At 37.6% G+C, this 20,517-nt stretch carries 10 protein-coding genes, 2 tRNA genes, 4 rRNA genes and 1 pseudogene; 14 read left to right on the plus strand and 3 right to left on the minus strand.

The annotated features are described in order from the left end of the window. Positions 1 to 55: 55 nt before the first annotated feature. A 5S ribosomal RNA gene (rrf, locus tag BST91_RS02530) occupies positions 56 to 163 on the plus strand. A 136-nt stretch (positions 164 to 299) separates the two neighbouring features. On the opposite strand, the pseudogene glyA (BST91_RS02535) reads toward rrf (BST91_RS02530), so the two are convergent. After that, a pseudogene (gene glyA, locus BST91_RS02535) lies at positions 300 to 842 on the minus strand (serine hydroxymethyltransferase); the annotation flags it as partial. Positions 843 to 1,302: 460 nt separating this feature from the next. Here glyA (BST91_RS02535) and BST91_RS02540 point away from each other — a divergent pair. The 5 genes from BST91_RS02540 (at position 1,303) to rrf (BST91_RS02560) (ending at position 6,364) form a co-directional block, all read left to right on the plus strand. Then, positions 1,303 to 2,828: ribosomal RNA gene (locus BST91_RS02540) — 16S ribosomal RNA — on the plus strand. 116 nt (positions 2,829 to 2,944) lie between these two features. Continuing rightward, positions 2,945 to 3,018: transfer RNA gene (locus BST91_RS02545), tRNA-Ile, on the plus strand. A 133-nt stretch (positions 3,019 to 3,151) separates the two neighbouring features. Then, a tRNA-Ala gene (locus BST91_RS02550) sits at positions 3,152 to 3,225 on the plus strand. 140 nt (positions 3,226 to 3,365) lie between these two features. Further along, positions 3,366 to 6,176, plus strand: a 23S ribosomal RNA gene (locus BST91_RS02555). Positions 6,177 to 6,256: 80 nt separating this feature from the next. After that, positions 6,257 to 6,364, plus strand: a 5S ribosomal RNA gene (gene rrf / locus BST91_RS02560). Together the 16S, 23S and 5S rRNA genes with 2 tRNA genes alongside form the textbook arrangement of a ribosomal RNA operon. Positions 6,365 to 6,500: 136 nt before the next feature. Here the strand turns inward: rrf (BST91_RS02560) and glyA (BST91_RS02565) are convergent. Then, positions 6,501 to 7,778 carry a serine hydroxymethyltransferase gene (gene glyA / locus BST91_RS02565; RefSeq protein ID WP_085774344.1) on the minus strand — a complete coding sequence of 426 codons (1,278 nt, stop codon included), beginning with the start codon at positions 7,776 to 7,778 and terminating at the stop codon, positions 6,501 to 6,503. A gap of 98 nt (positions 7,779 to 7,876) precedes the next feature. Between glyA (BST91_RS02565) and fahA the strand changes: the two genes are divergently transcribed. The 6 genes from fahA (at position 7,877) to BST91_RS02595 (ending at position 15,353) form a co-directional block, all read left to right on the plus strand. Beyond that, positions 7,877 to 9,172: a fumarylacetoacetase gene (gene fahA / locus BST91_RS02570; RefSeq protein ID WP_042278065.1), complete on the plus strand. Its 1,296-nt coding sequence runs from the start codon at positions 7,877 to 7,879 to the stop codon at positions 9,170 to 9,172. A 119-nt stretch (positions 9,173 to 9,291) separates the two neighbouring features. Continuing rightward, positions 9,292 to 10,848, plus strand: a complete 1,557-nt coding sequence (gene bshC, locus BST91_RS02575) for a bacillithiol biosynthesis cysteine-adding enzyme BshC (RefSeq protein ID WP_244895672.1) — start codon at positions 9,292 to 9,294, stop codon at positions 10,846 to 10,848. A gap of 82 nt (positions 10,849 to 10,930) precedes the next feature. Further along, positions 10,931 to 12,466, plus strand: a complete 1,536-nt coding sequence (gene guaA, locus BST91_RS02580; protein WP_085774346.1) for a glutamine-hydrolyzing GMP synthase — start codon at positions 10,931 to 10,933, stop codon at positions 12,464 to 12,466. 1 nt (position 12,467) lies between these two features. Then, the gene (locus tag BST91_RS02585; RefSeq protein WP_085774347.1) at positions 12,468 to 14,405 is read left to right on the plus strand and encodes a LysM peptidoglycan-binding domain-containing protein; all 1,938 of its coding nucleotides are present in this window, start codon (positions 12,468 to 12,470) and stop codon (positions 14,403 to 14,405) included. Positions 14,406 to 14,424: 19 nt separating this feature from the next. Beyond that, the gene (locus BST91_RS02590) at positions 14,425 to 14,826 is read left to right on the plus strand and encodes an OsmC family protein (RefSeq protein ID WP_085774348.1); all 402 of its coding nucleotides are present in this window, start codon (positions 14,425 to 14,427) and stop codon (positions 14,824 to 14,826) included. Then, positions 14,823 to 15,353, plus strand: a complete 531-nt coding sequence (locus BST91_RS02595; RefSeq protein WP_244895673.1) for a DUF922 domain-containing protein — start codon at positions 14,823 to 14,825, stop codon at positions 15,351 to 15,353. Before BST91_RS02590 ends, BST91_RS02595 begins: the two co-directional genes overlap by 4 nt. On the opposite strand, the gene BST91_RS02600 is transcribed toward BST91_RS02595, so the two are convergent. After that, positions 15,348 to 15,845 (minus strand): hypothetical protein, encoded by a 498-nt coding sequence (locus BST91_RS02600; RefSeq protein WP_152557386.1) that lies wholly within the window; start codon positions 15,843 to 15,845, stop codon positions 15,348 to 15,350. The genes BST91_RS02595 and BST91_RS02600 overlap by 6 nt on opposite strands. A 95-nt stretch (positions 15,846 to 15,940) precedes the next feature. Between BST91_RS02600 and BST91_RS02605 the strand changes: the two genes are divergently transcribed. Both BST91_RS02605 and BST91_RS02610 read left to right on the plus strand, forming a co-directional pair. Further along, positions 15,941 to 18,658, plus strand: a complete 2,718-nt coding sequence (locus tag BST91_RS02605) for a reprolysin-like metallopeptidase (RefSeq protein ID WP_085774349.1) — start codon at positions 15,941 to 15,943, stop codon at positions 18,656 to 18,658. A 182-nt stretch (positions 18,659 to 18,840) separates the two neighbouring features. Continuing rightward, on the plus strand, positions 18,841 to 20,460 hold the full coding sequence (locus BST91_RS02610; RefSeq protein ID WP_060522915.1) for a CTP synthase: 1,620 nt from the start codon (positions 18,841 to 18,843) through the stop codon (positions 20,458 to 20,460). Positions 20,461 to 20,517: the final 57 nt, after the last annotated feature.

Below are 20,517 nucleotides of genomic sequence, written 5' to 3' on the forward strand. Positions count from 1 at the left end.
ACTTTTCAAAATGTCAACATATACAGTTGGATTATTTTAATTTAACTGAAACCTTTAAGGTGGTTATAGCAATGGGGCTCACCTCTTACCATTCCGAACAGAGAAGTTAAGCCCATTAGCGCAGATGGTACTGCATTTGTGGGAGAGTATGTCGCCGCCTTCTTTTAAAACCCTTATCAATTCGATAAGGGTTTTTTGTTGTGGTAAACTTTCTCTAATTAGTAATAATTTAAATAAAATAAAAGGCTGTTATTAAATAAATAATAACAGCCTTTTATTGCATTGTATTAGTATGTTCTTTAGAGTTGAAATAAAGAATATGTGCTCATCATCAAATTGATTTGTTCTTTTATAGATTTTAATTTACTCTCATCGTCTTTATTTGTGATCGCGTCACTTATATATTGAGATATGAGATTCATTTGATCTTCTTTCAATCCTCTTGTTGTTACAGCTGCAGTTCCTATGCGTATGCCACTTGTTATAAACGGTGACTGGTCGTCAAACGGCACCATATTTTTATTTACGGTTATATCTATCTTACCAAGGAGCTCTTCTGCATCTTTACCCGTAATGCCTTTGTTTCTTAAATCGATTAACATCATATGGTTATCTGTACCATCAGAAATAATATTGAATCCTTTGTCGATTAAGGCACTCGCAAGTGTTTGTGCATTTTTCTTTACTTGAACCATGTAATGAAGAAAATCATCAGAGAGTGCCTCTTTAAATGCCACGGCTTTAGCAGCGATTATATGCTCTAAAGGACCTCCTTGATTACCGGGAAATACAGCACTGTTTAGCAATGATGACATCTTTTTCAATTTATCGCTCTTCAAACGTTGATTAGATTTGTATTTACGAATAGACAACGGATCATATGTGGTGATTGAAAAAGTTTTGATTTTTTTCATTTTGTTAAGTAAATGATTTGAAGGTGTTTAAGGATGTGTTATAATTTTTTTCAAATTTTTTGTCATAAAAGTTTGTTTGGTAAGAAAAAGTGTGTGTATATTTGCACCCGCTTTGGGAAACAACGATGTTTAAATAAAGCGATAGTTCTTCAAAAAGATTGAAAATATTTGTAGCGGATTGTGAGGATTTCGCATCAAATTTTCGGTCTAGATATTTTGAAGTAGTTCATTGAAAATAATGATTGACAGCACAGCGATACTGTTTTTGTATTGATTAATACAGAGGCAAGTATTGGTAAGAAAATAAAAATAGACACATGTACGCTAATTGAGGGTTCTTAAAAGAGGTTTTTGGAGTTATTCTAATAAATGATCTTTAAAAGATTCTACGATGAAGAGTTTGATCCTGGCTCAGGATGAACGCTAGCGGCAGGCCTAACACATGCAAGTCGAGGGGCAGCATAGATAGCTTGCTATCTGATGGCGACCGGCGCACGGGTGCGTAACGCGTATACAACCTACCTATTACTGAGGGATAGCCCGAAGAAATTTGGATTAATACCTCATAGAATTATAAGATGGCATCATTTAATAATTAAAGGTTACGGTAATAGATGGGTATGCGTCCTATTAGCTAGATGGTGAGGTAACGGCTCACCATGGCGACGATAGGTAGGGGTCCTGAGAGGGAGATCCCCCACACTGGTACTGAGACACGGACCAGACTCCTACGGGAGGCAGCAGTGAGGAATATTGGACAATGGAGGCAACTCTGATCCAGCCATGCCGCGTGTAGGAAGACGGCCCTATGGGTTGTAAACTACTTTTGTACGGGAAGAAATACAGTCACGTGTGATTGTTTGACGGTACCGTAAGAATAAGCACCGGCTAACTCCGTGCCAGCAGCCGCGGTAATACGGAGGGTGCAAGCGTTATCCGGAATCATTGGGTTTAAAGGGTCCGTAGGCGGGTAATTAAGTCAGTGGTGAAATGCAGGGGCTCAACTCCGGCACTGCCATTGATACTGGTTATCTTGAATTATTGTGAAGTGGTTAGAATATGTAGTGTAGCGGTGAAATGCTTAGATATTACATAGAATACCGATTGCGAAGGCAGATCACTAACAATATATTGACGCTGATGGACGAAAGCGTGGGGAGCGAACAGGATTAGATACCCTGGTAGTCCACGCCGTAAACGATGGTTACTAGCTGTTTGGATCGATTGAGATCTGAGTGGCCAAGCGAAAGTGATAAGTAACCCACCTGGGGAGTACGTTCGCAAGAATGAAACTCAAAGGAATTGACGGGGGCCCGCACAAGCGGTGGAGCATGTGGTTTAATTCGATGATACGCGAGGAACCTTACCAGGGCTTAAATGCAGTATGACAGATTTGGAAACAGATTTTTCTTCGGACATATTGCAAGGTGCTGCATGGTTGTCGTCAGCTCGTGCCGTGAGGTGTCAGGTTAAGTCCTATAACGAGCGCAACCCCTATTTCTAGTTGCCAGCACATAATGGTGGGGACTCTAGAGAGACTGCCGGTGCAAACCGTGAGGAAGGTGGGGATGACGTCAAATCATCACGGCCCTTACGTCCTGGGCTACACACGTGCTACAATGGTAGGGACAGAGAGCAGCCACTTCGCGAGAAGGAGCGAATCTACAAACCCTATCTCAGTTCGGATCGCAGTCTGCAACTCGACTGCGTGAAGCTGGAATCGCTAGTAATCGCATATCAGCCATGATGCGGTGAATACGTTCCCGGGCCTTGTACACACCGCCCGTCAAGCCATGGAAGCTGGGGGTGCCTGAAGTCGGTGACCGAAAGGAGCTGCCTAGGGTAAAACTAGTAACTGGGGCTAAGTCGTAACAAGGTAGCCGTACCGGAAGGTGCGGCTGGAACACCTCCTTTCTGGAGTTCCTGAAATAATGGAACGAAACAAGGGATAGTTTCAAGACCTTTAACACTCAATTAGTGTGTGTTTATTTTAAAAAGCAAGTCAATCAAGAAATAGTCGCAAGACACTCAGTCTCATAGCTCAGCTGGTTAGAGCGCTACACTGATAATGTAGAGGTCGGCAGTTCGAGTCTGCCTGAGACTACGATGTCTTAGGTAGTTATTGATGAGATAATTATAGCTAAGAGATAAAGTTCATTTATAGAATTTTAATGGAAATTCTAGAGGTTGAGGATTCTAAATTCGATATTCTGAATTCAGTATTTAGGATTCGTCATGGGGAATTAGCTCAGCTGGCTAGAGCGCCTGCCTTGCACGCAGGAGGTCATCGGTTCGACTCCGATATTCTCCACGAATGATTAGTAGAGATTAATCATTAAACGTTCATTGACATTTTGAAAAGATCAAAACGAGCATTAGTTCTAATATTAATTAGGATTAATACAAGATAGAAAAAATAATATTACTATATATCGTTGTATAGTAATAGGTATCATAAGCAAATAAGGGCGTATGGGGGATGCCTAGGCTCTCAGAGGCGATGAAGGACGTGATAAGCTGCGATAAGCTGCGGGGATTGGCACATACGATGTGATCCGCAGATTTCCGAATGGGGCAACCCGGCATGTTGAAGACATGTCACCAGTAATGGAGCAAACCCGGTGAACTGAAACATCTAAGTAGCCGGAGGAAGAGAAAACAATAGTGATTCCGTCAGTAGTGGCGAGCGAACGCGGAAAAGCCCAAACCAATTAGGTTACGGCCTAATTGGGGTTGTAGGACTACGATATTTGATGCTAAAAGAATAAGAATCCTTTGGAAAGAGGAGCCAAAGAAGGTGATAGCCCTGTATTGGTAATTTTAGTTATTGATAGTAGTATCCTGAGTAGTGCGGGGCACGGGAAACCCTGTATGAATCTAGCGGGACCATCCGCTAAGGCTAAATACTCCTGAGAGACCGATAGTGAACCAGTACCGTGAGGGAAAGGTGAAAAGAACCCTGAATAAGGGAGTGAAAAAGAACCTGAAACCATACGCTTACAAGCGGTCGGAGCCTTCGGGTGACGGCGTGCCTTTTGCATAATGAGCCTACGAGTTACCGTTGCTAGCAAGGTTAAGTGTTTCAGACACGGAGCCGTAGCGAAAGCGAGTCTGAATAGGGCGCGATAGTTAGTAGTGGTAGACGCGAAACCGTGTGATCTACCCATGGGCAGGGTGAAGCTGTGGTAACACACAGTGGAGGCCCGAACCGGTTGACGTTGAAAAGTCTTCGGATGACCTGTGGGTAGGGGTGAAAGGCCAATCAAACTCGGAAATAGCTCGTACTCTCCGAAATGCATTTAGGTGCAGCGTTGATTTAGTTTTATAGAGGTAGAGCTACTGATTGGATGCGGGGGCTTCACCGCCTACCAATTCCTGACAAACTCCGAATGCTATAAAATGATGATCAGCAGTGAGGGCATGGGTGCTAAGGTCCATGTCCGAAAGGGAAAGAACCCAGACCATCAGCTAAGGTCCCCAAATGTATGTTAAGTTGAAAAAACGAGGTTGTACTGCTTAGACAGCTAGGATGTTGGCTTGGAAGCAGCCATTCATTTAAAGAGTGCGTAACAGCTCACTAGTCGAGCGGTACGGCATGGATGATAATCGGGCATAAACATACTACCGAAGCTATGGACTCCATTGAGAGTGGTAGGAGAGCATTCTAATTGTGTTGAAGGTGAACTGTGAGGTTTGCTGGAACGATTAGAAACGAAAATGTAGGCATAAGTAACGATAAAGGGGCGAGAAACCCCTCACCGAAAGACCAAGGTTTCCTCAGCTATGCTAATCAGCTGAGGGTTAGTCGGGTCCTAACGCGTACCCGAACGGGGAAGTGGATGGATAACAGGTTAATATTCCTGTACCTGCTCACAATAAAAGTGACGGAGGTGTGAATTTGGTGCGTACTGACGGAAATGTACGTTGAACCAACTGTTAAGGTTGGGATAGTACCACAAAGCTACGGCTACGTGGATAATCCAGAGGAGCAACTTCCAAGAAAAGCAAGTGAAGCAGCCCGTACCGTAAACCGACACAGGTGGTTGGGATGAGAATTCTAAGGTGCTCGAGTGATTCATGGCTAAGGAACTAGGCAAAATAGACCTGTAACTTCGGGAGAAAGGTCCCCTATTTAATAGGGCGCAGTGAAAAGATCCAAGCGACTGTTTATCAAAAACACAGGGCTCTGCAAAATCGAAAGATGAAGTATAGGGCCTGACACCTGCCCGGTGCTGGAAGGTTAAGAGGAGGGTTTAGCTTCGGCGAAGATCTGAATTGAAGCCCCAGTAAACGGCGGCCGTAACTATAACGGTCCTAAGGTAGCGAAATTCCTTGTCGGGTAAGTTCCGACCTGCACGAATGGTGTAACGATTTGGATACTGTCTCAGCCATGAGCTCGGTGAAATTGTAGTATCGGTGAAGATGCCGATTACCCGCTACGGGACGAAAAGACCCCGTGCACCTTTACTATAGCTTAGTATTGATTTTGGATAAGTAATGTGTAGGATAGGTGGGAGACTATGAAGTGACGTCGCCAGGCGTTGTGGAGTCATTGTTGAAATACCACCCTTTGCTTATTTGAAATCTAACCCAGAAATGGGGACATTGCTTGGTGGGTAGTTTGACTGGGGTGGTCGCCTCCAAAAGAGTAACGGAGGCTTCTAAAGGTTTCCTCAGCACGCTTGGTAACCGTGCGTAGAGTGCAATGGCATAAGGAAGCTTGACTGAGAGACATACAGGTCGATCAGGTTGGAAACAAGAGCATAGTGATCCGGTGGTTCCGCATGGAAGGGCCATCGCTCAAAGGATAAAAGGTACGCCGGGGATAACAGGCTGATCTCCCCCAAGAGCTCACATCGACGGGGGGTTTGGCACCTCGATGTCGGCTCGTCACATCCTGGGGCTGGAGAAGGTCCCAAGGGTTGGGCTGTTCGCCCATTAAAGTGGCACGCGAGCTGGGTTCAGAACGTCGTGAGACAGTTCGGTCTCTATCTGTAGTGGGCGCTAGAAATTTGAGTGAATCTGACTTTAGTACGAGAGGACCGAGTTGGACTGACCGCTGGTCTACCAGTTGTTCCGCCAGGGGCATTGCTGGGTAGCTACGTCGGGAAGGGATAAGCGCTGAAAGCATATAAGCGCGAAACCCATCACAAGATGAGATTTCTTTAAAGGGTCGTGGGAGACTACCACGTTGATAGGTCATAGGTGTAAAGGCAGTAATGTCATAGCCGAGTGATACTAATTACCCGTAAGCTTAGATACCTCTATCTACTTGTATTGATTTTGAACTTTTCAAAATGTCAACATATACAGTTGGATTATTTTAATTTAACTGAAACCTTTAAGGTGGTTATAGCAATGGGGCTCACCTCTTACCATTCCGAACAGAGAAGTTAAGCCCATTAGCGCAGATGGTACTGCATTTGTGGGAGAGTATGTCGCCGCCTTCTTTTAAAACCCTTATCAATTCGATAAGGGTTTTTTGTTGTGGTAAACTTTCTCTAATTAGTAATAATTTAAATAAAATAAAAGGCTGTTATTAAATAAATAATAACAGCCTTTTATTGCATTGTATTAGTATGTTCTTTAGAGTTGAAATAAAGAATATGTGCTCATCATCAAATTGATTTGTTCTTTTATAGATTTTAATTTACTCTCATCGTCTTTATTTGTGATCGCGTCACTTATATATTGAGATATGAGATTCATTTGATCTTCTTTCAATCCTCTTGTTGTTACAGCTGCAGTTCCTATGCGTATGCCACTTGTTATAAACGGTGACTGGTCGTCAAACGGCACCATATTTTTATTTACGGTTATATCTATCTTACCAAGGAGCTCTTCTGCATCTTTACCCGTAATGCCTTTGTTTCTTAAATCGATTAACATCATATGGTTATCTGTACCATCAGAAATAATATTGAATCCTTTGTCGATTAAGGCACTCGCAAGTGTTTGTGCATTTTTCTTTACTTGAACCATGTAATGAAGAAAATCATCAGAGAGTGCCTCTTTAAATGCCACGGCTTTAGCAGCGATTATATGCTCTAAAGGACCTCCTTGATTACCGGGAAATACAGCACTGTTTAGCAATGATGACATCTTTTTCAATTTACCGCTCTTCAAACGTTGATCAAATGGGTTTTCAAAATCCTTACCCATTATAATAATTCCTCCTCGAGGACCTCTTAATGTTTTGTGAGTAGTTGACGTACAGATGTGAGCGTATAAGACCGCATCATTTAGAATGCCTTTGGCAATGAGTCCAGCGGGATGTGCAATATCTGCTAGTAGTATAGCTCCAATTTTATCTGCGATTTCTCTAAATCTTTTGTAGTCAATATCTCTACTATAAGCACTAGCACCAGCTATTATAAGTTTAGGTTTTTCAGCTTCTGCTATTTTCTCGATGTTATCGTAGTCAAGTAAACCAGATTCCTTATTAACACCATAGAATGATGTTTGATAAAGTTTTCCAGAAAAGTTCACAGGTGAACCATGTGTTAAATGACCACCATGAGCTAAATCAAATCCTAGTATTTTATCACCAGGAGAGAGACAAGCATGAAATACAGCTGTGTTAGCTTGGCTACCAGAATGAGGTTGAACATTTACATATTCTGCATTAAATAATTCTTTAGCTCTTTCTATGGCTAGATTTTCGATTTCATCCACAATTTCACAACCACCGTAGTATCTTTTACCAGGATAGCCTTCTGCATATTTATTAGTTAAAATAGAACCTGCTGCAGCTAGAACGTCTGGGCTTACATAGTTTTCACTAGCAATTAATTCTATACCATTTGTTTGACGGATTCTTTCCTGATCAATCAAATTGAAAATTTCCTTATCTCTGTGTGCCATATTATATTAATTATTTGACAAAAATACATGTTGCTATATATAATCTATACTTAAATTATATATTTGATTAGTACTTTTCAACAACAATAACTTACGGTATGCCAAATAAAACTAACGACCCTAATAGAAAATCATGGATCGGCTATAATCAAGATACTCATTTTCCCATACAAAATATTCCATTTGGAGTTTTTTTGACTAGAGATAATGTAATTACAATAGGTACAAGGATTGGTGATTATGCCATAGACCTAGGTGCATTGCAAGAAATGAATTACTTCTCAATGATCCCGTTGACTGATGACATGTTCATGCAGGATACTCTTAACGATTTTATTTCGGATGGTAAAAAAACATGGAGACTAGTTCGTAATAGAATTGGCGATATTTTTGATAAAAACAATCCAGAATTAAGGGACAATAAGGAACATAGAGATAGAGTAATCTTCGCTATGGACGAAGTTGAAATGCAATTGCCAGTTTCAATAGGTGATTATACTGATTTTTATAGCAGTAAAGAACATGCAACCAATGTTGGAACTATGTTTAGAGATCCTGAAAATGCTCTTTTACCTAATTGGTTGCATATGCCAGTAGCGTATCATGGGCGTAGTAGTACAATTATCCCATCTGGTATCAATATTCATAGACCACAAGGACAAACTATGCCCGCAGATTCTGATGCACCTGTATTTGGCCCTTCTAAATTAGTAGATTTTGAATTAGAAATGGCATTTATAACTACTGATGCCAATAATCTAGGACATCCCATTCCAGTAAATGAAGCAGAGGATTACATTTTTGGTATGGTTTTATTTAATGACTGGAGCGCAAGAGATATTCAGAAATGGGAATATGTTCCCTTAGGTCCATTTCTTGCTAAAAATTTTGCTAGTAGTATTTCTCCATGGATTGTTACCTTAGATGCTTTGGAACCTTATAGGGTAGAAAGTCCTAAAAGGGAGAAACCCGTGTTAGATTACCTTAATAGTAAAGGGAAAAAAAGTTTTGATATTCATCTAGAAGTTGATATAACCCCAGAAGATGGAAAACCAACAACAGTTTGTAAATCCAATTTCAAGTACATGTATTGGAATATTTCACAACAACTAGCACACCATACCATTAATGGTTGTAGTGTGAATAGCGGTGATTTAATGGGTAGTGGAACTATTTCTGGACCTACGCCAGATAGTTATGGTAGTATGTTGGAATTGAGCTGGCGAGGTGAGAAACCGGTTAAACTTAACGATGGTACAGAACGTAAGTTTATTCAAGACAACGATACGGTTACATTGCGTGGTTATTGTAATAATGGTCCATTTAGAATAGGTTTTGGCGAAGTAACAAATAAGCTTTTACCAATCTACGAACCTAAAACAAAGAATAAATAATATTACGCTTTCGCGAAAGCGTATCAATTCTAATTTGTTCGACAATTCAAAGAACTATAGTAAGATTAATGGACGACTGTCATATTTCATATCAAGATCTAAGATATTTTTCAAACTTAATGAAGGATTACTTAGATGAAAAACCTGATGTTAAATCCTTATACCACAGATTTCCAAATATTAAAAATTTTGAAAATCAAATAGAAGAAAAGTCCATAGAATGGTCTTCAAAATCACTAGAGCGACAAAATTTGGTAAATGTCCTAAGAAATCAATACAATGGATTAGAAGATGTTGATAAAGTTCTGTATAATATTGATTTACTCGAAAAAGAAAACACGTTCACAATAACTACTGGACATCAATTAAATCTATTTACGGGCCCTTTATATTTTTTCTATAAAATCATAGATACCATAAACCTAACCAACAAACTAAGGTCATTTTATCCCAAGTATAATTTTGTGCCTATATACTGGATGGCTAGTGAGGATCATGACTTTGAAGAAATTCAGTACTTTAACTATGCAGGAAAAAAAATTGTTTATGAAACGGATCAAACAGGGGCAGTAGGTAGATTTGAAAACCGTGAATTAGATAAGGTTTATAAAGTTCTTGAATTGTCTTTGGGTAAAAGTGATTACGCTCAGGAATTATTACAAACATTTGAAAAAGCCTATTTAAAAAACAGTTCGTTATCTGAGGCCACTAGGGTACTAGTCCATAATTTCTTTAAAAATGATGGGTTACTTATTCTAGACGCTGACGATACAACCTTAAAGAAGGCAATGGTTCCTTTTTTTAAACAGGAATTTACAGATCAAAAATCTTATAATCAGGTGAACAATACTCTTGCTAGTTGGCCAGATAAATATAAGGTTCAAGTAAACCCTAGAGAGAACAATTTGTTTTATCTAAAGGATAATTTAAGGTCTAGAATAATTTCTCATGAAAATAATACCTATTCGATTGACGGTACAGATTTAAAATTTGACAAGAAGGAAATTCTGGAAGTCCTAAATAAATACCCAGAAAGATTTTCACCTAATGTTATATTACGACCTCTTTATCAAGAAGTTATATTGCCTAATTTGTGTTACATAGGTGGTGGTGGTGAGATGGCCTACTGGTTGCAATTAAAACAAATGTTCGATAGTTATAACGTGACATTTCCAATGTTACTTCTTAGAAATAGTGTGTTGATTGCGACTGAAAAGCAGCTTAGAAAATTAACAGCCCTCAAATTGTCTGTGCAAGAAATGTTTTTACATCCGGACGAGCTCAAAGAAAAGGTTACCAATTTGCATAGTGAAATTGAAATAGATTTTTCTAATCAGAAAAGTCATCTTAAAAAGCAGTTTCAAGATTTGTATGAAATAGCAACAAAAACAGATCACTCATTTTATGGAGCAGTGGCAGCACAAGAGCGTAAACAGATAAAAGGTCTTGAAAATTTAGAAAAGAGACTCCTTACAGCTCAAAAACGTAAATTAAAGGATGTGAATGAAAGAGCACTAAAGCTGCAAGAACAGTTGTTTCCTAATGGTAATTTACAAGAGAGAGTTCTTAATTTTTCATCCTTTTATGAAAAATACGGTTCTCAATGGCTGGAAAAACTGAAGAGTAATTTAAATCCATTTGATTTAAGATTTACGGTGATTAAATTACCTGATTGATAAGATATAGTTGTTAACAAAACCTGATGACAATTATTTAAAAGCCTGATGGCTTTTTTCTAGCAAAAGGGTAAATTTGCCCATGCAACATGACAAGGTACTTATAATCGATTTTGGCTCGCAGTATACTCAGCTTATTGCTCGCCGTGTAAGAGAACTCAACATCTACTCTGAAATTCATCCCTATCATCACTTGCCTGATGATATCGATGGTTTTAAAGCCGTAATACTTTCTGGTAGTCCAATGTCTGTAAGGTCTGATCAGGCATTTCACATAGATCTAGATTCTATACGTGGTAAAAAGCCACTTTTGGGTGTTTGTTATGGAGCACAGTACCTTGCACATTTCCATGGAGGTGAAGTAGGAGCTAGTAGCACAAGAGAATATGGACGAGCTAATCTGAATTACGTTCACCCAGATGAGCCTTTTTTCAAAGGAATAAACAAAGGCAGTCAGGTCTGGATGAGTCACAGCGATACAATTAAAAAACTTCCCACAGGCGGAACACTATTAGCTTCTACAAATGATGTGGAGAATGCCGCGTACAAAATAGAAGGAGAAAAAACCTATGCTATTCAATTTCATCCAGAAGTTTATCATAGTACAGATGGTAAGTTACTTCTGCAAAACTTTTTGATAGACATAGCCGAAGTAAAACCAGACTGGACGCCTAATGCTTTTGTTGAAGAAACAGTTGCCCATCTTAAAGAGCAAATAGGTGATGATAAAGTGGTATTAGGATTGTCCGGTGGAGTAGATAGCAGTGTGGCTGCCATGTTACTACACAAGGCCATAGGAAATAACCTGTATTGTATTTTCGTAAACAACGGCCTACTTCGTAAGAATGAATTTAGTCAAGTACTTCATCAATATGAAGGAATGGGACTTAATGTTAAAGGAGTAGATGCTTCGGCACGATTTATGGAAGCACTAGCTGGTGAAAGCGATCCAGAGAAAAAACGTAAGGCGATAGGACGTGTGTTTATAGAAGTATTTGATGATGAAGCTACTTCTATCAAAGATGTTACTTATCTGGCACAAGGAACAATTTATCCTGATGTGATAGAAAGTGTAAGTGCTACTGGTGGACCTAGTGCCACGATTAAATCTCATCACAATGTAGGAGGATTGCCAGATTTTATGAAATTAAAAGTGGTAGAACCTCTTAAGGCATTGTTTAAGGATGAAGTTCGTAGGGTAGGTGCAAGTATGGGAATGGCACCAGAATTATTGGGTCGTCATCCATTTCCAGGTCCAGGATTAGCTATTCGTATTCTAGGTGATATCACACCAGAAAAAGTCGCTATACTGCAAGATGTAGATGCTGTTTTTATTGAGAATCTTAAAAAATGGAATCTTTATGATAAAGTATGGCAGGCAGGAGCAATTTTACTTCCTGTAAATTCTGTAGGAGTGATGGGTGATGAACGCACTTATGAAAAATGTGTAGCTTTAAGAGCTGTAGAAAGTACAGATGGTATGACCGCCGATTGGGTGAATTTACCTTATGAATTTTTACAAGCTACCAGTAATGAGATAATAAATAAAGTAAAGGGCGTTAATAGAGTAGTGTATGACATTAGTTCAAAACCGCCAGCAACAATAGAGTGGGAATAATATGAAGCATTTTATATACAGTTTATTAATTATTTGTCTCGCTTTCGCGAAAGCGAGCTGTGCAAGCGCACAAACCTATAAAAAACATACAGTTGATCAGGGTGAGACCTTATATAGTATAACGCAATTATATGACGTAACCGAAGATGCTCTAGTACAACTTAATCCCGACCTTAAATCAGGATTAAAAATGGGTGCGGTACTATTGATACCTGAAAAGTCTGGCAAGCAAGAAAATAGTAGGATTGAAAAATATATCACCCATAAAGTTAAACGAAAAGATAATCTTTTTAGACTTGCTCAAAAGTATGGGATTGATGAACTTGATATAAAAGAGGCCAACAAAGAATTATACTCAAAACCATTAAAACGAGGTGATAAGATAAGAATTCCTGTTTTTGCCGAAGAGCAAAAGCAACAAGTGACACAGGATAATTCACCTATCACCTTGGTAGATGGACAATATAAAGTCTTGCCCAAGGATACTAAATACGGTATAGCAACTAGATATGGTATTAAAGTTAAGGAATTAGAAAAACTTAATGATGGTTTAGATAACTTACAACCTGGAATGATAATCAACGTTCCCAAAAAGAATACCGTTGAAAATGAAGGGTCAACTGATGCAAGAAAATTTGTGACCTACACTGTGCCGGCAAAAATGGGAATGTATTCGCTTACTAGATTAGCAGGAATTTCCGAGGATAGTATAATATCTTTAAATCCTGATGTTAAAGAAGGTCTCAAAGTTGGAATGCAATTAAAATTACCTGCCAGAGTTAACCTAGATAATGGTTTAAGTGGTAATGGTATAAATACAAATAGGTTATATAGCAATTTACGAGATAGTATTGTTAATTATGACCAACAGCGTATAGCAGTAATGCTACCATTATCATTGCATAAAATTACCGAGGAACAATCTCAGGATGATAGATTGCAAGCTGATCGTACTCTAAGGATTGCCCTAGATTTCTATAGTGGTATGCAGGTAGCCAGGGACAGTGCCAAAAAATTGGGAATAGACGTCAACTTTGATTTATACGACACTCGTAAAAGTTTAGATAGGACAAAATCCATTTTAAATCAAACAGATTTTTCGAATTACAATACTATTATTGGTCCATTGATGGGTAAAAATGTAGTAGAGGTGGCAAAACACGTAAAAGGAGATGATATTCCTGTGGTAAGTCCTCTCACAACAACCGATGTTAGACTGTATAAAAATCTTTTTCAATCAAGACCTGTTGACGAGCTCTATATTGAAAAAATGCAAAAATATATCCTTAGTATTAAGGAAGGAAAAAATATTATTATAGTTACAGACAATACAAAGCCTGAGCTTAAAAATTTATTTGCAAACCTTGTTCCCGAAGCAAAACTGTTAATTCCTAATCAAAAAAAGAATTACATTTTTAGTCGTCACTATTTTGATGCCTTGGATAAGGAAAAAGAAAATTTAGTAATTCTTGCAGTTGATAACGTTGGATTTATCACCGATGCTGTTTCTAATTATAGCGCAAAGGCTGATGACTTTAAAATCACCATGATAGGAATGGATAATTACGAGGATATGGATTTGTCAAATACTCGACTTGCGCAGCTTAATTATATTTACCCAAAAATGAATAGAGATTCTGGTGGTGATACCGCTTTCGCGAAAGCGTATTATCGAGCACACAATATTTCACCCAATGAGTATGCAACAAGAGGATTTGATGTAACTATGGATGTGATATTAAGACAAGCTAGCGCTAGTGATTTATTTGAAAGTGCCATGCGCCATGGAGCAACAACGATGGTTGAAAACAAATTTGATTATCGAAAGAAGTTTCTTGCGGGATATTATAATGAAGCAGTTTTTCTATTACAATATCAAAAGGATTTATCTATAAAAGTTATTGATGTGGACTCGTCTGAGGAAACAAAAGAGAATTAATAAAACGAATAGTTGAGATATGACATCAAGGGTTGAGTATTTAGGAGATTTAAGGTGTAAATCTGTTCATATTAAAAGTGATAACTCATTCGTAACAGATGCCCCTACTGATAACAATGGGAAAGGAGAAGCCTTTTCACCAACTGATACTGTGGCAACAGCTCTTGCAAGTTGTATGCTTACTGTAATGGGAATAAAGGCAAATAATCTTAATCAGGATATTTCTGGTAGTTGTGCTCATGTATTAAAAACAATGGCAAGTGAACCTCGAAGAATTTCTAAGATAGAAGTTTCACTTGAAATGAAGGGTAATTGTGATAAGCGCACTCAAGTTATTCTTGAGAGGATAGGGAATACTTGTCCTGTACTAAATAGCTTGCATCCTGACATTGAAAAGGTAATTAAGTTCAACTGGGAATGATGAAACTTGCTTGGTGTTTCGTTTTTCTTTTAGTTCTAAATTCTAATCCTTCAGAATATTTTACTTACGAGGATCATCCTGTATTGACCTGGGAAGATTTTAAAGGGGTTCCACCACAAAATGCGAGACATTTTGCGAGTGTCAACACAGGTATAGCCTATAGTTATGAGGTTAAGATTTTAAATGGTGATTTTCATTTGAGCTATGAAGTAGAAAGTCAATTTTATCCTCAGCTCAGTTGGAAAAAAAATATACAAGAAAGTAGTAGAGATTTACTTGCTCACGAGCAATTGCATTGGGATATTTCTGAAGTTTATGCTAGAAAACTTAGAACAGCTTTAAGCAAATATCAACCTAGAAAGTCATACAAAACTGATTTGAATGAAATCTTCCAAAAAATTGAATCAGAAAGACGAAAGCTACAAAAGCAGTACGATAGGGAAACTAATCACGGTATAAACAAGGAAGAACAAGCTAGGTGGTACATAAAAATCAAGGAGCAACTTTTTAAGACTACTCATCTATAATTTGATAGTGGTATTAATTGATTTTAAAATGTGAGGCACTTCACTTAAAGAGAAAGTTCCTGTTATAGTAATCTGTTTATCGTTTCTATTGAGCTTAATATTAGCTTTTTCAACTGGATAGTATCCAGTCGTTCCTCTACAATTACACAATCTACCGAAAGACAAATCTTTGATGTTTTCCTGATTATACTCGTAGGTCCCATTCTCGTTAGGAATTAGAATGTGGAATTCTTCTTTGTAATAAGAATCTGCAATGTTATTCATCTCATCTCTTAAGAAGGAATAACGAACAGAACTTTGATTAGATTTCATCTTTTTAATGTAGGTGGCACCATATTCATCTGCTTGTATCTTGAAAATTGTATTTTCAAAAAACTCAGATTGACATGTACCTCCTTCTGGGCAATTGGATGAACTGTTTTTCATTATCATGTCCTTTTCAGTTTTACATCCCAAGGTTAAAATTATAATAACTAGAAGAAAGATTTTCATTATACAAATTTTTACTTTTTGCTCATCATTCATTATCAATTTGTTTATAAAAATGTGATTATTAAACCTTATTTTTACAGCATAAGATACACATTATGCAAAACAAATACTCATTTAATTCTTTATTTTTTGCCGTAGTTATATTGGTTTCGTCAATTTCGATTGCTCAAAATAATTTTTTCAAACAAATTTCTAATATTCAAATTAAGGATTCTGATAAACTCGAAAGGAAATCAGAGCCTTTTAAATACAAACTTTATTCTATTGATGTAAATCAAATTAAGGCATCGATTATTAATGCTCCTCATCGTTTTGGTAGCACCCATAGCTCTGATATTATCACCTTGCCTACAAGCCATGGTGTTTTGGATTTTGAGGTTTACGCAGCACCTATTATGGAAAAAGCATTACAAGATAGGTATAGTGATATCAAATCTTATATAGGGTATTCTAGAGATAACACCAACACTCAAATTCGTTTTACAATCACCCCATTAGGATTTCACGGAATGATTTATAACCCAGAATCTGGATTGGAATTTATTGATCCTTTTACCAAGGATAAATCAATATATATATCTTATTTAAAAAAAGATCTTCCGGTTATTGATGCTGGTAGCTATTGTACACTAGATACGTCAAATGTTCAATCACGTGAGGATCATAACCACGATATTTCTAAGAATGCAAACGATGGTCAGTTGCGAACTTATAGAATTGCTATTAGTGCTACCATAGAATATTCTAGATTTCATTGGGAAAGAGCAGGTTTTACAACTGCTGACACAGAGCAAGTACGCAGAACAGCTGTTCTAGCAGCAATGAATGTTACACTTGCACGTAACAATTTTGTTTATGAGCAAGATTTATCAGTTACAATGAATTTAGTGGCAAACAATGACGTATTAATTTTTATCACTTCTGATAATTTGAGTAACGATAATGCGGGAGCTATATTATCCGAAAATCAACAACTTATAGATTCTACAATTGGTCCTGGTGGTTATGATATAGGACATGTTTTCACAACTGGCGGTGGTGGATTAGCTTCATTAGGTAGCGTTTGCGTACCTGGTAGAAAAGCACAAGGAGTTACAGGACGAGCACAGCCAATTGGAGATCCTTATGATATAGATTTTGTTGCTCACGAATTAGGTCATCAATTTGGTGCACCTCATACTTTTAATGGAAACACAGGAAGTTGTGCTGGAGGTAATCGTAGTGCAGGATCAGCTTACGAAGTAGGTAGTGGGACCACTATAATGGCATACGCAGGAATTTGTCCACCTCAAAATGTTCAACCTAATAGTGATGCTTATTTTCATCAGACAAGTTTAAATAGTATTTGGAATACTATAAATAATACATGTGCGCAATTAAGTGTAACAGGTAATTCTTCACCAGTTGCAAATGCAGGCTCAGATTATAGTATACCATCACAAACGCCATTTAAATTGACGGGCTCTTCAACAGATGTTGATGGTATTAATAATCACACTTATACTTGGGAGCAATTCGACTTAGGTCAAGCAGGTCTTCCTAGTCCTACAAACACCACAGGTCCACTATTCAGATCATTCCAAGGTACAACAAGTCCAACAAGGTATATTCCTCAACTTTCGGATGTTGTTGCTTCTGGTGGTGTTTCTACAGAATGGGAAGTTTTACCAGGTGTAGCTAGAAATATATCATTTGTACTAACCGTACGTGATAACGATTCTAGAGGTGGTCAAACTGATTCTGATTCTGTTAGTTTAAACACTGTAGCCAATACAGGACCATTTAGAGTTACTTCTCAAAATGCCACAGGAATAGTGTGGTTGCCTGGAAGCACTGAAACCATAACATGGGATGTGGCAGGAACTAATGCAAATGGTATAAATGAAGGGTTTGTTAATATTATTCTATCTACCGATGGTGGTCAAACTTTCGATACGGTTCTAGCTTCAAATGTACCTAATAATGGTTCTTATGATTTGATAGTTCCTAGCGGTATTGTTGCGCCTAATTGTAGGTTAATGATTGAGGCTGCAAACAACATATTTTTTAATATCAATAATGAGGATTTTAATATAAATGCTAATGTGCAAACTACTTGTGATACCTATTCTTCAGGAAGTATCAACTTACCTATTCCTGACGGTCAAGGGAGTAATGTTCAAGGAGCTGTATTAGCAAATCAAATTAACATTCCAGTTTCCAATATTTCCCAAGAAATTAGAATAGATTTAGATATTACACATGACTATGTTCAGGACTTAGTAGTTCAAGTTAACAATCCAAATGGGGATGTTGCCACAATATGGGGTAGAACGTGTATAGGTGAGGACGATATTGATATTTTGTTTCAAGATGGTGCACCTGATGTTGTATGTGTTAGTCCTGTTTCAGGAACTTACTCTAGTCCGGTTGATCCTATGTCAACCTTATCAAACAGTGATGTTAATGGTAATTGGACTATAGTAATGGCAGACTTTTTTAATGGAGATGCTGGTGTGTTGAATCAATGGGCCGTTCAAGTATGTCAAACAACAGTAACTCCGTTGAGTAATGAGGATATTGTATTGACTCCGCAAGTTTCTATATATCCAAATCCTGTTACAAATTCATTCAACCTTTTATTAGATCAATGGAATGACGAACCTACTTCTGTAACCTTATACGACCTTTCTGGTAAAGAAATTTTAACTCGCAATTTTGAGAACTCGTTTGTAGAGCAGCAGTTTTCTTTGGATACAATTGCCAGCGGTATGTATATAGTAGAAGTAAAACAAAACAGTAATACGATTTCTACTAAACTCATAGTAGAGTAAGTATATAAAGTAAAATAATAATTTAAATCCCTATTCCTCATAAAAAAGGAATAGGGATTTTTTAATAATAGCAATTAGATTTCTTAATCGGTGAAGTGCTTAATAACTACCTCAATTATGCTTACAATCCCATATTAAATAATTACTTTTGCACCTGTTTTTAAAGTAAGGAAACAGATATTATGGCACATGCTAAGTACATTTTTGTAACGGGTGGAGTAACCTCATCATTAGGAAAAGGAATTATCGCAGCTTCACTAGCAAAACTGCTACAGGCTAGAGGATTAAGAGTTACAATCCAAAAACTTGATCCATACATTAACGTAGATCCTGGAACACTGAATCCTTATGAACATGGTGAGTGTTACGTAACAGAGGATGGTGCCGAAACTGATTTAGATTTAGGACATTATGAAAGGTTTTTAAATGTTAATACCTCTCAAGCAAATAACGTTACTACGGGACGTATTTATCAAAGTGTCATTCAAAAAGAACGTAGAGGAGAGTTCCTAGGAAAAACGGTTCAAGTGATTCCACATATAACTGATGAGATTAAGGAGCGCATTCAGATTTTAGGTAAATCAGGTGATTATGATGTTATAATTACTGAGATAGGTGGAACAGTTGGAGATATTGAGTCATTACCTTACATCGAAAGTGTACGTCAATTACAATGGGAATTAGGTGATAACAATTCATTAGTTATTCATTTAACGCTTATACCATTTTTAAGTGCGGCAGGCGAGTTAAAAACAAAACCTACGCAGCACAGTGTTAAAACATTAATGGAAAGTGGAGTACAAGCAGATATATTAGTTTGTAGAACTGAACACGAACTTTCTGATGAAATAAGGACAAAGCTAGCACGTTTTTGTAACGTTAAACCAGAAGCAGTAATACAATCTATTGACGTAGAAACTATTTATGACGTTCCTAATAAAATGCTATTAGAAGGATTGGATAGAGTTGTCATTAAACAATTGCACATAGAAACTGAAAGTCAACCAAACCTTAAAAGTTGGAACGAGTTTGTTATCAAACATAAAAATCCTAAAAGTCAGGTGACGATTGGATTAATTGGTAAATATGTTGAGTTACAAGATAGCTATAAATCTATTTTAGAAGCATTCATTCATGCCGGTGCAGAAAATGAGGTAAAAGTTAAGATTGAGAGTATTCACAGTGAGTACTTAGAGGTAGAAAATGTTGAGAAAAAGTTATCACATTTAGACGGCGTTCTAGTTGCTCCTGGGTTTGGTGAACGAGGGATAGAAGGTAAAATAGAAGCAGTTAGGTATGCTCGAGAAAACGGATTACCATTTTTTGGTATCTGTTTGGGTATGCAAATGGCGGTAATTGAATATTCACGTAACGTTTTAGGATTGAAAGAGTCTAACTCTATAGAAATGGACGACAATACGCCGCATCCTGTAATTTCTCTTATGGAGGATCAAAAAAATATACTAGACATGGGTGGTACCATGAGACTAGGTGCTTGGGATTGTAAATTGAATGGTGGTAGAGTGTCAGAAATCTATGGAAATGAATTGATAAGTGAGCGTCATCGTCATCGTTATGAATATAACAATGAATATAGAGATCAACTTGAACAAGCTGGATTAAAAACTACCGGAGTCAATCCAAAAACTGATTTGGTTGAAATCGTTGAAATAGAGAATCACCCTTGGTTTATTGGAGTGCAGTACCATCCTGAGTATAAAAGTACAGTAGCAAATCCACACCCATTGTTCAAATCATTTGTAGCTGCGGCAGCAACATTTAAAAGTAATAAAAATAAATAATCTGATTCCGCTTTCGCGAAAGCAGAATCACCACAAACCCTTTACAGAGTTTCAAAC

Source organism: Nonlabens tegetincola (assembly GCF_002117085.1).
GTDB classification, from domain to species: Bacteria; Bacteroidota; Bacteroidia; order Flavobacteriales; family Flavobacteriaceae; genus Nonlabens; species Nonlabens tegetincola.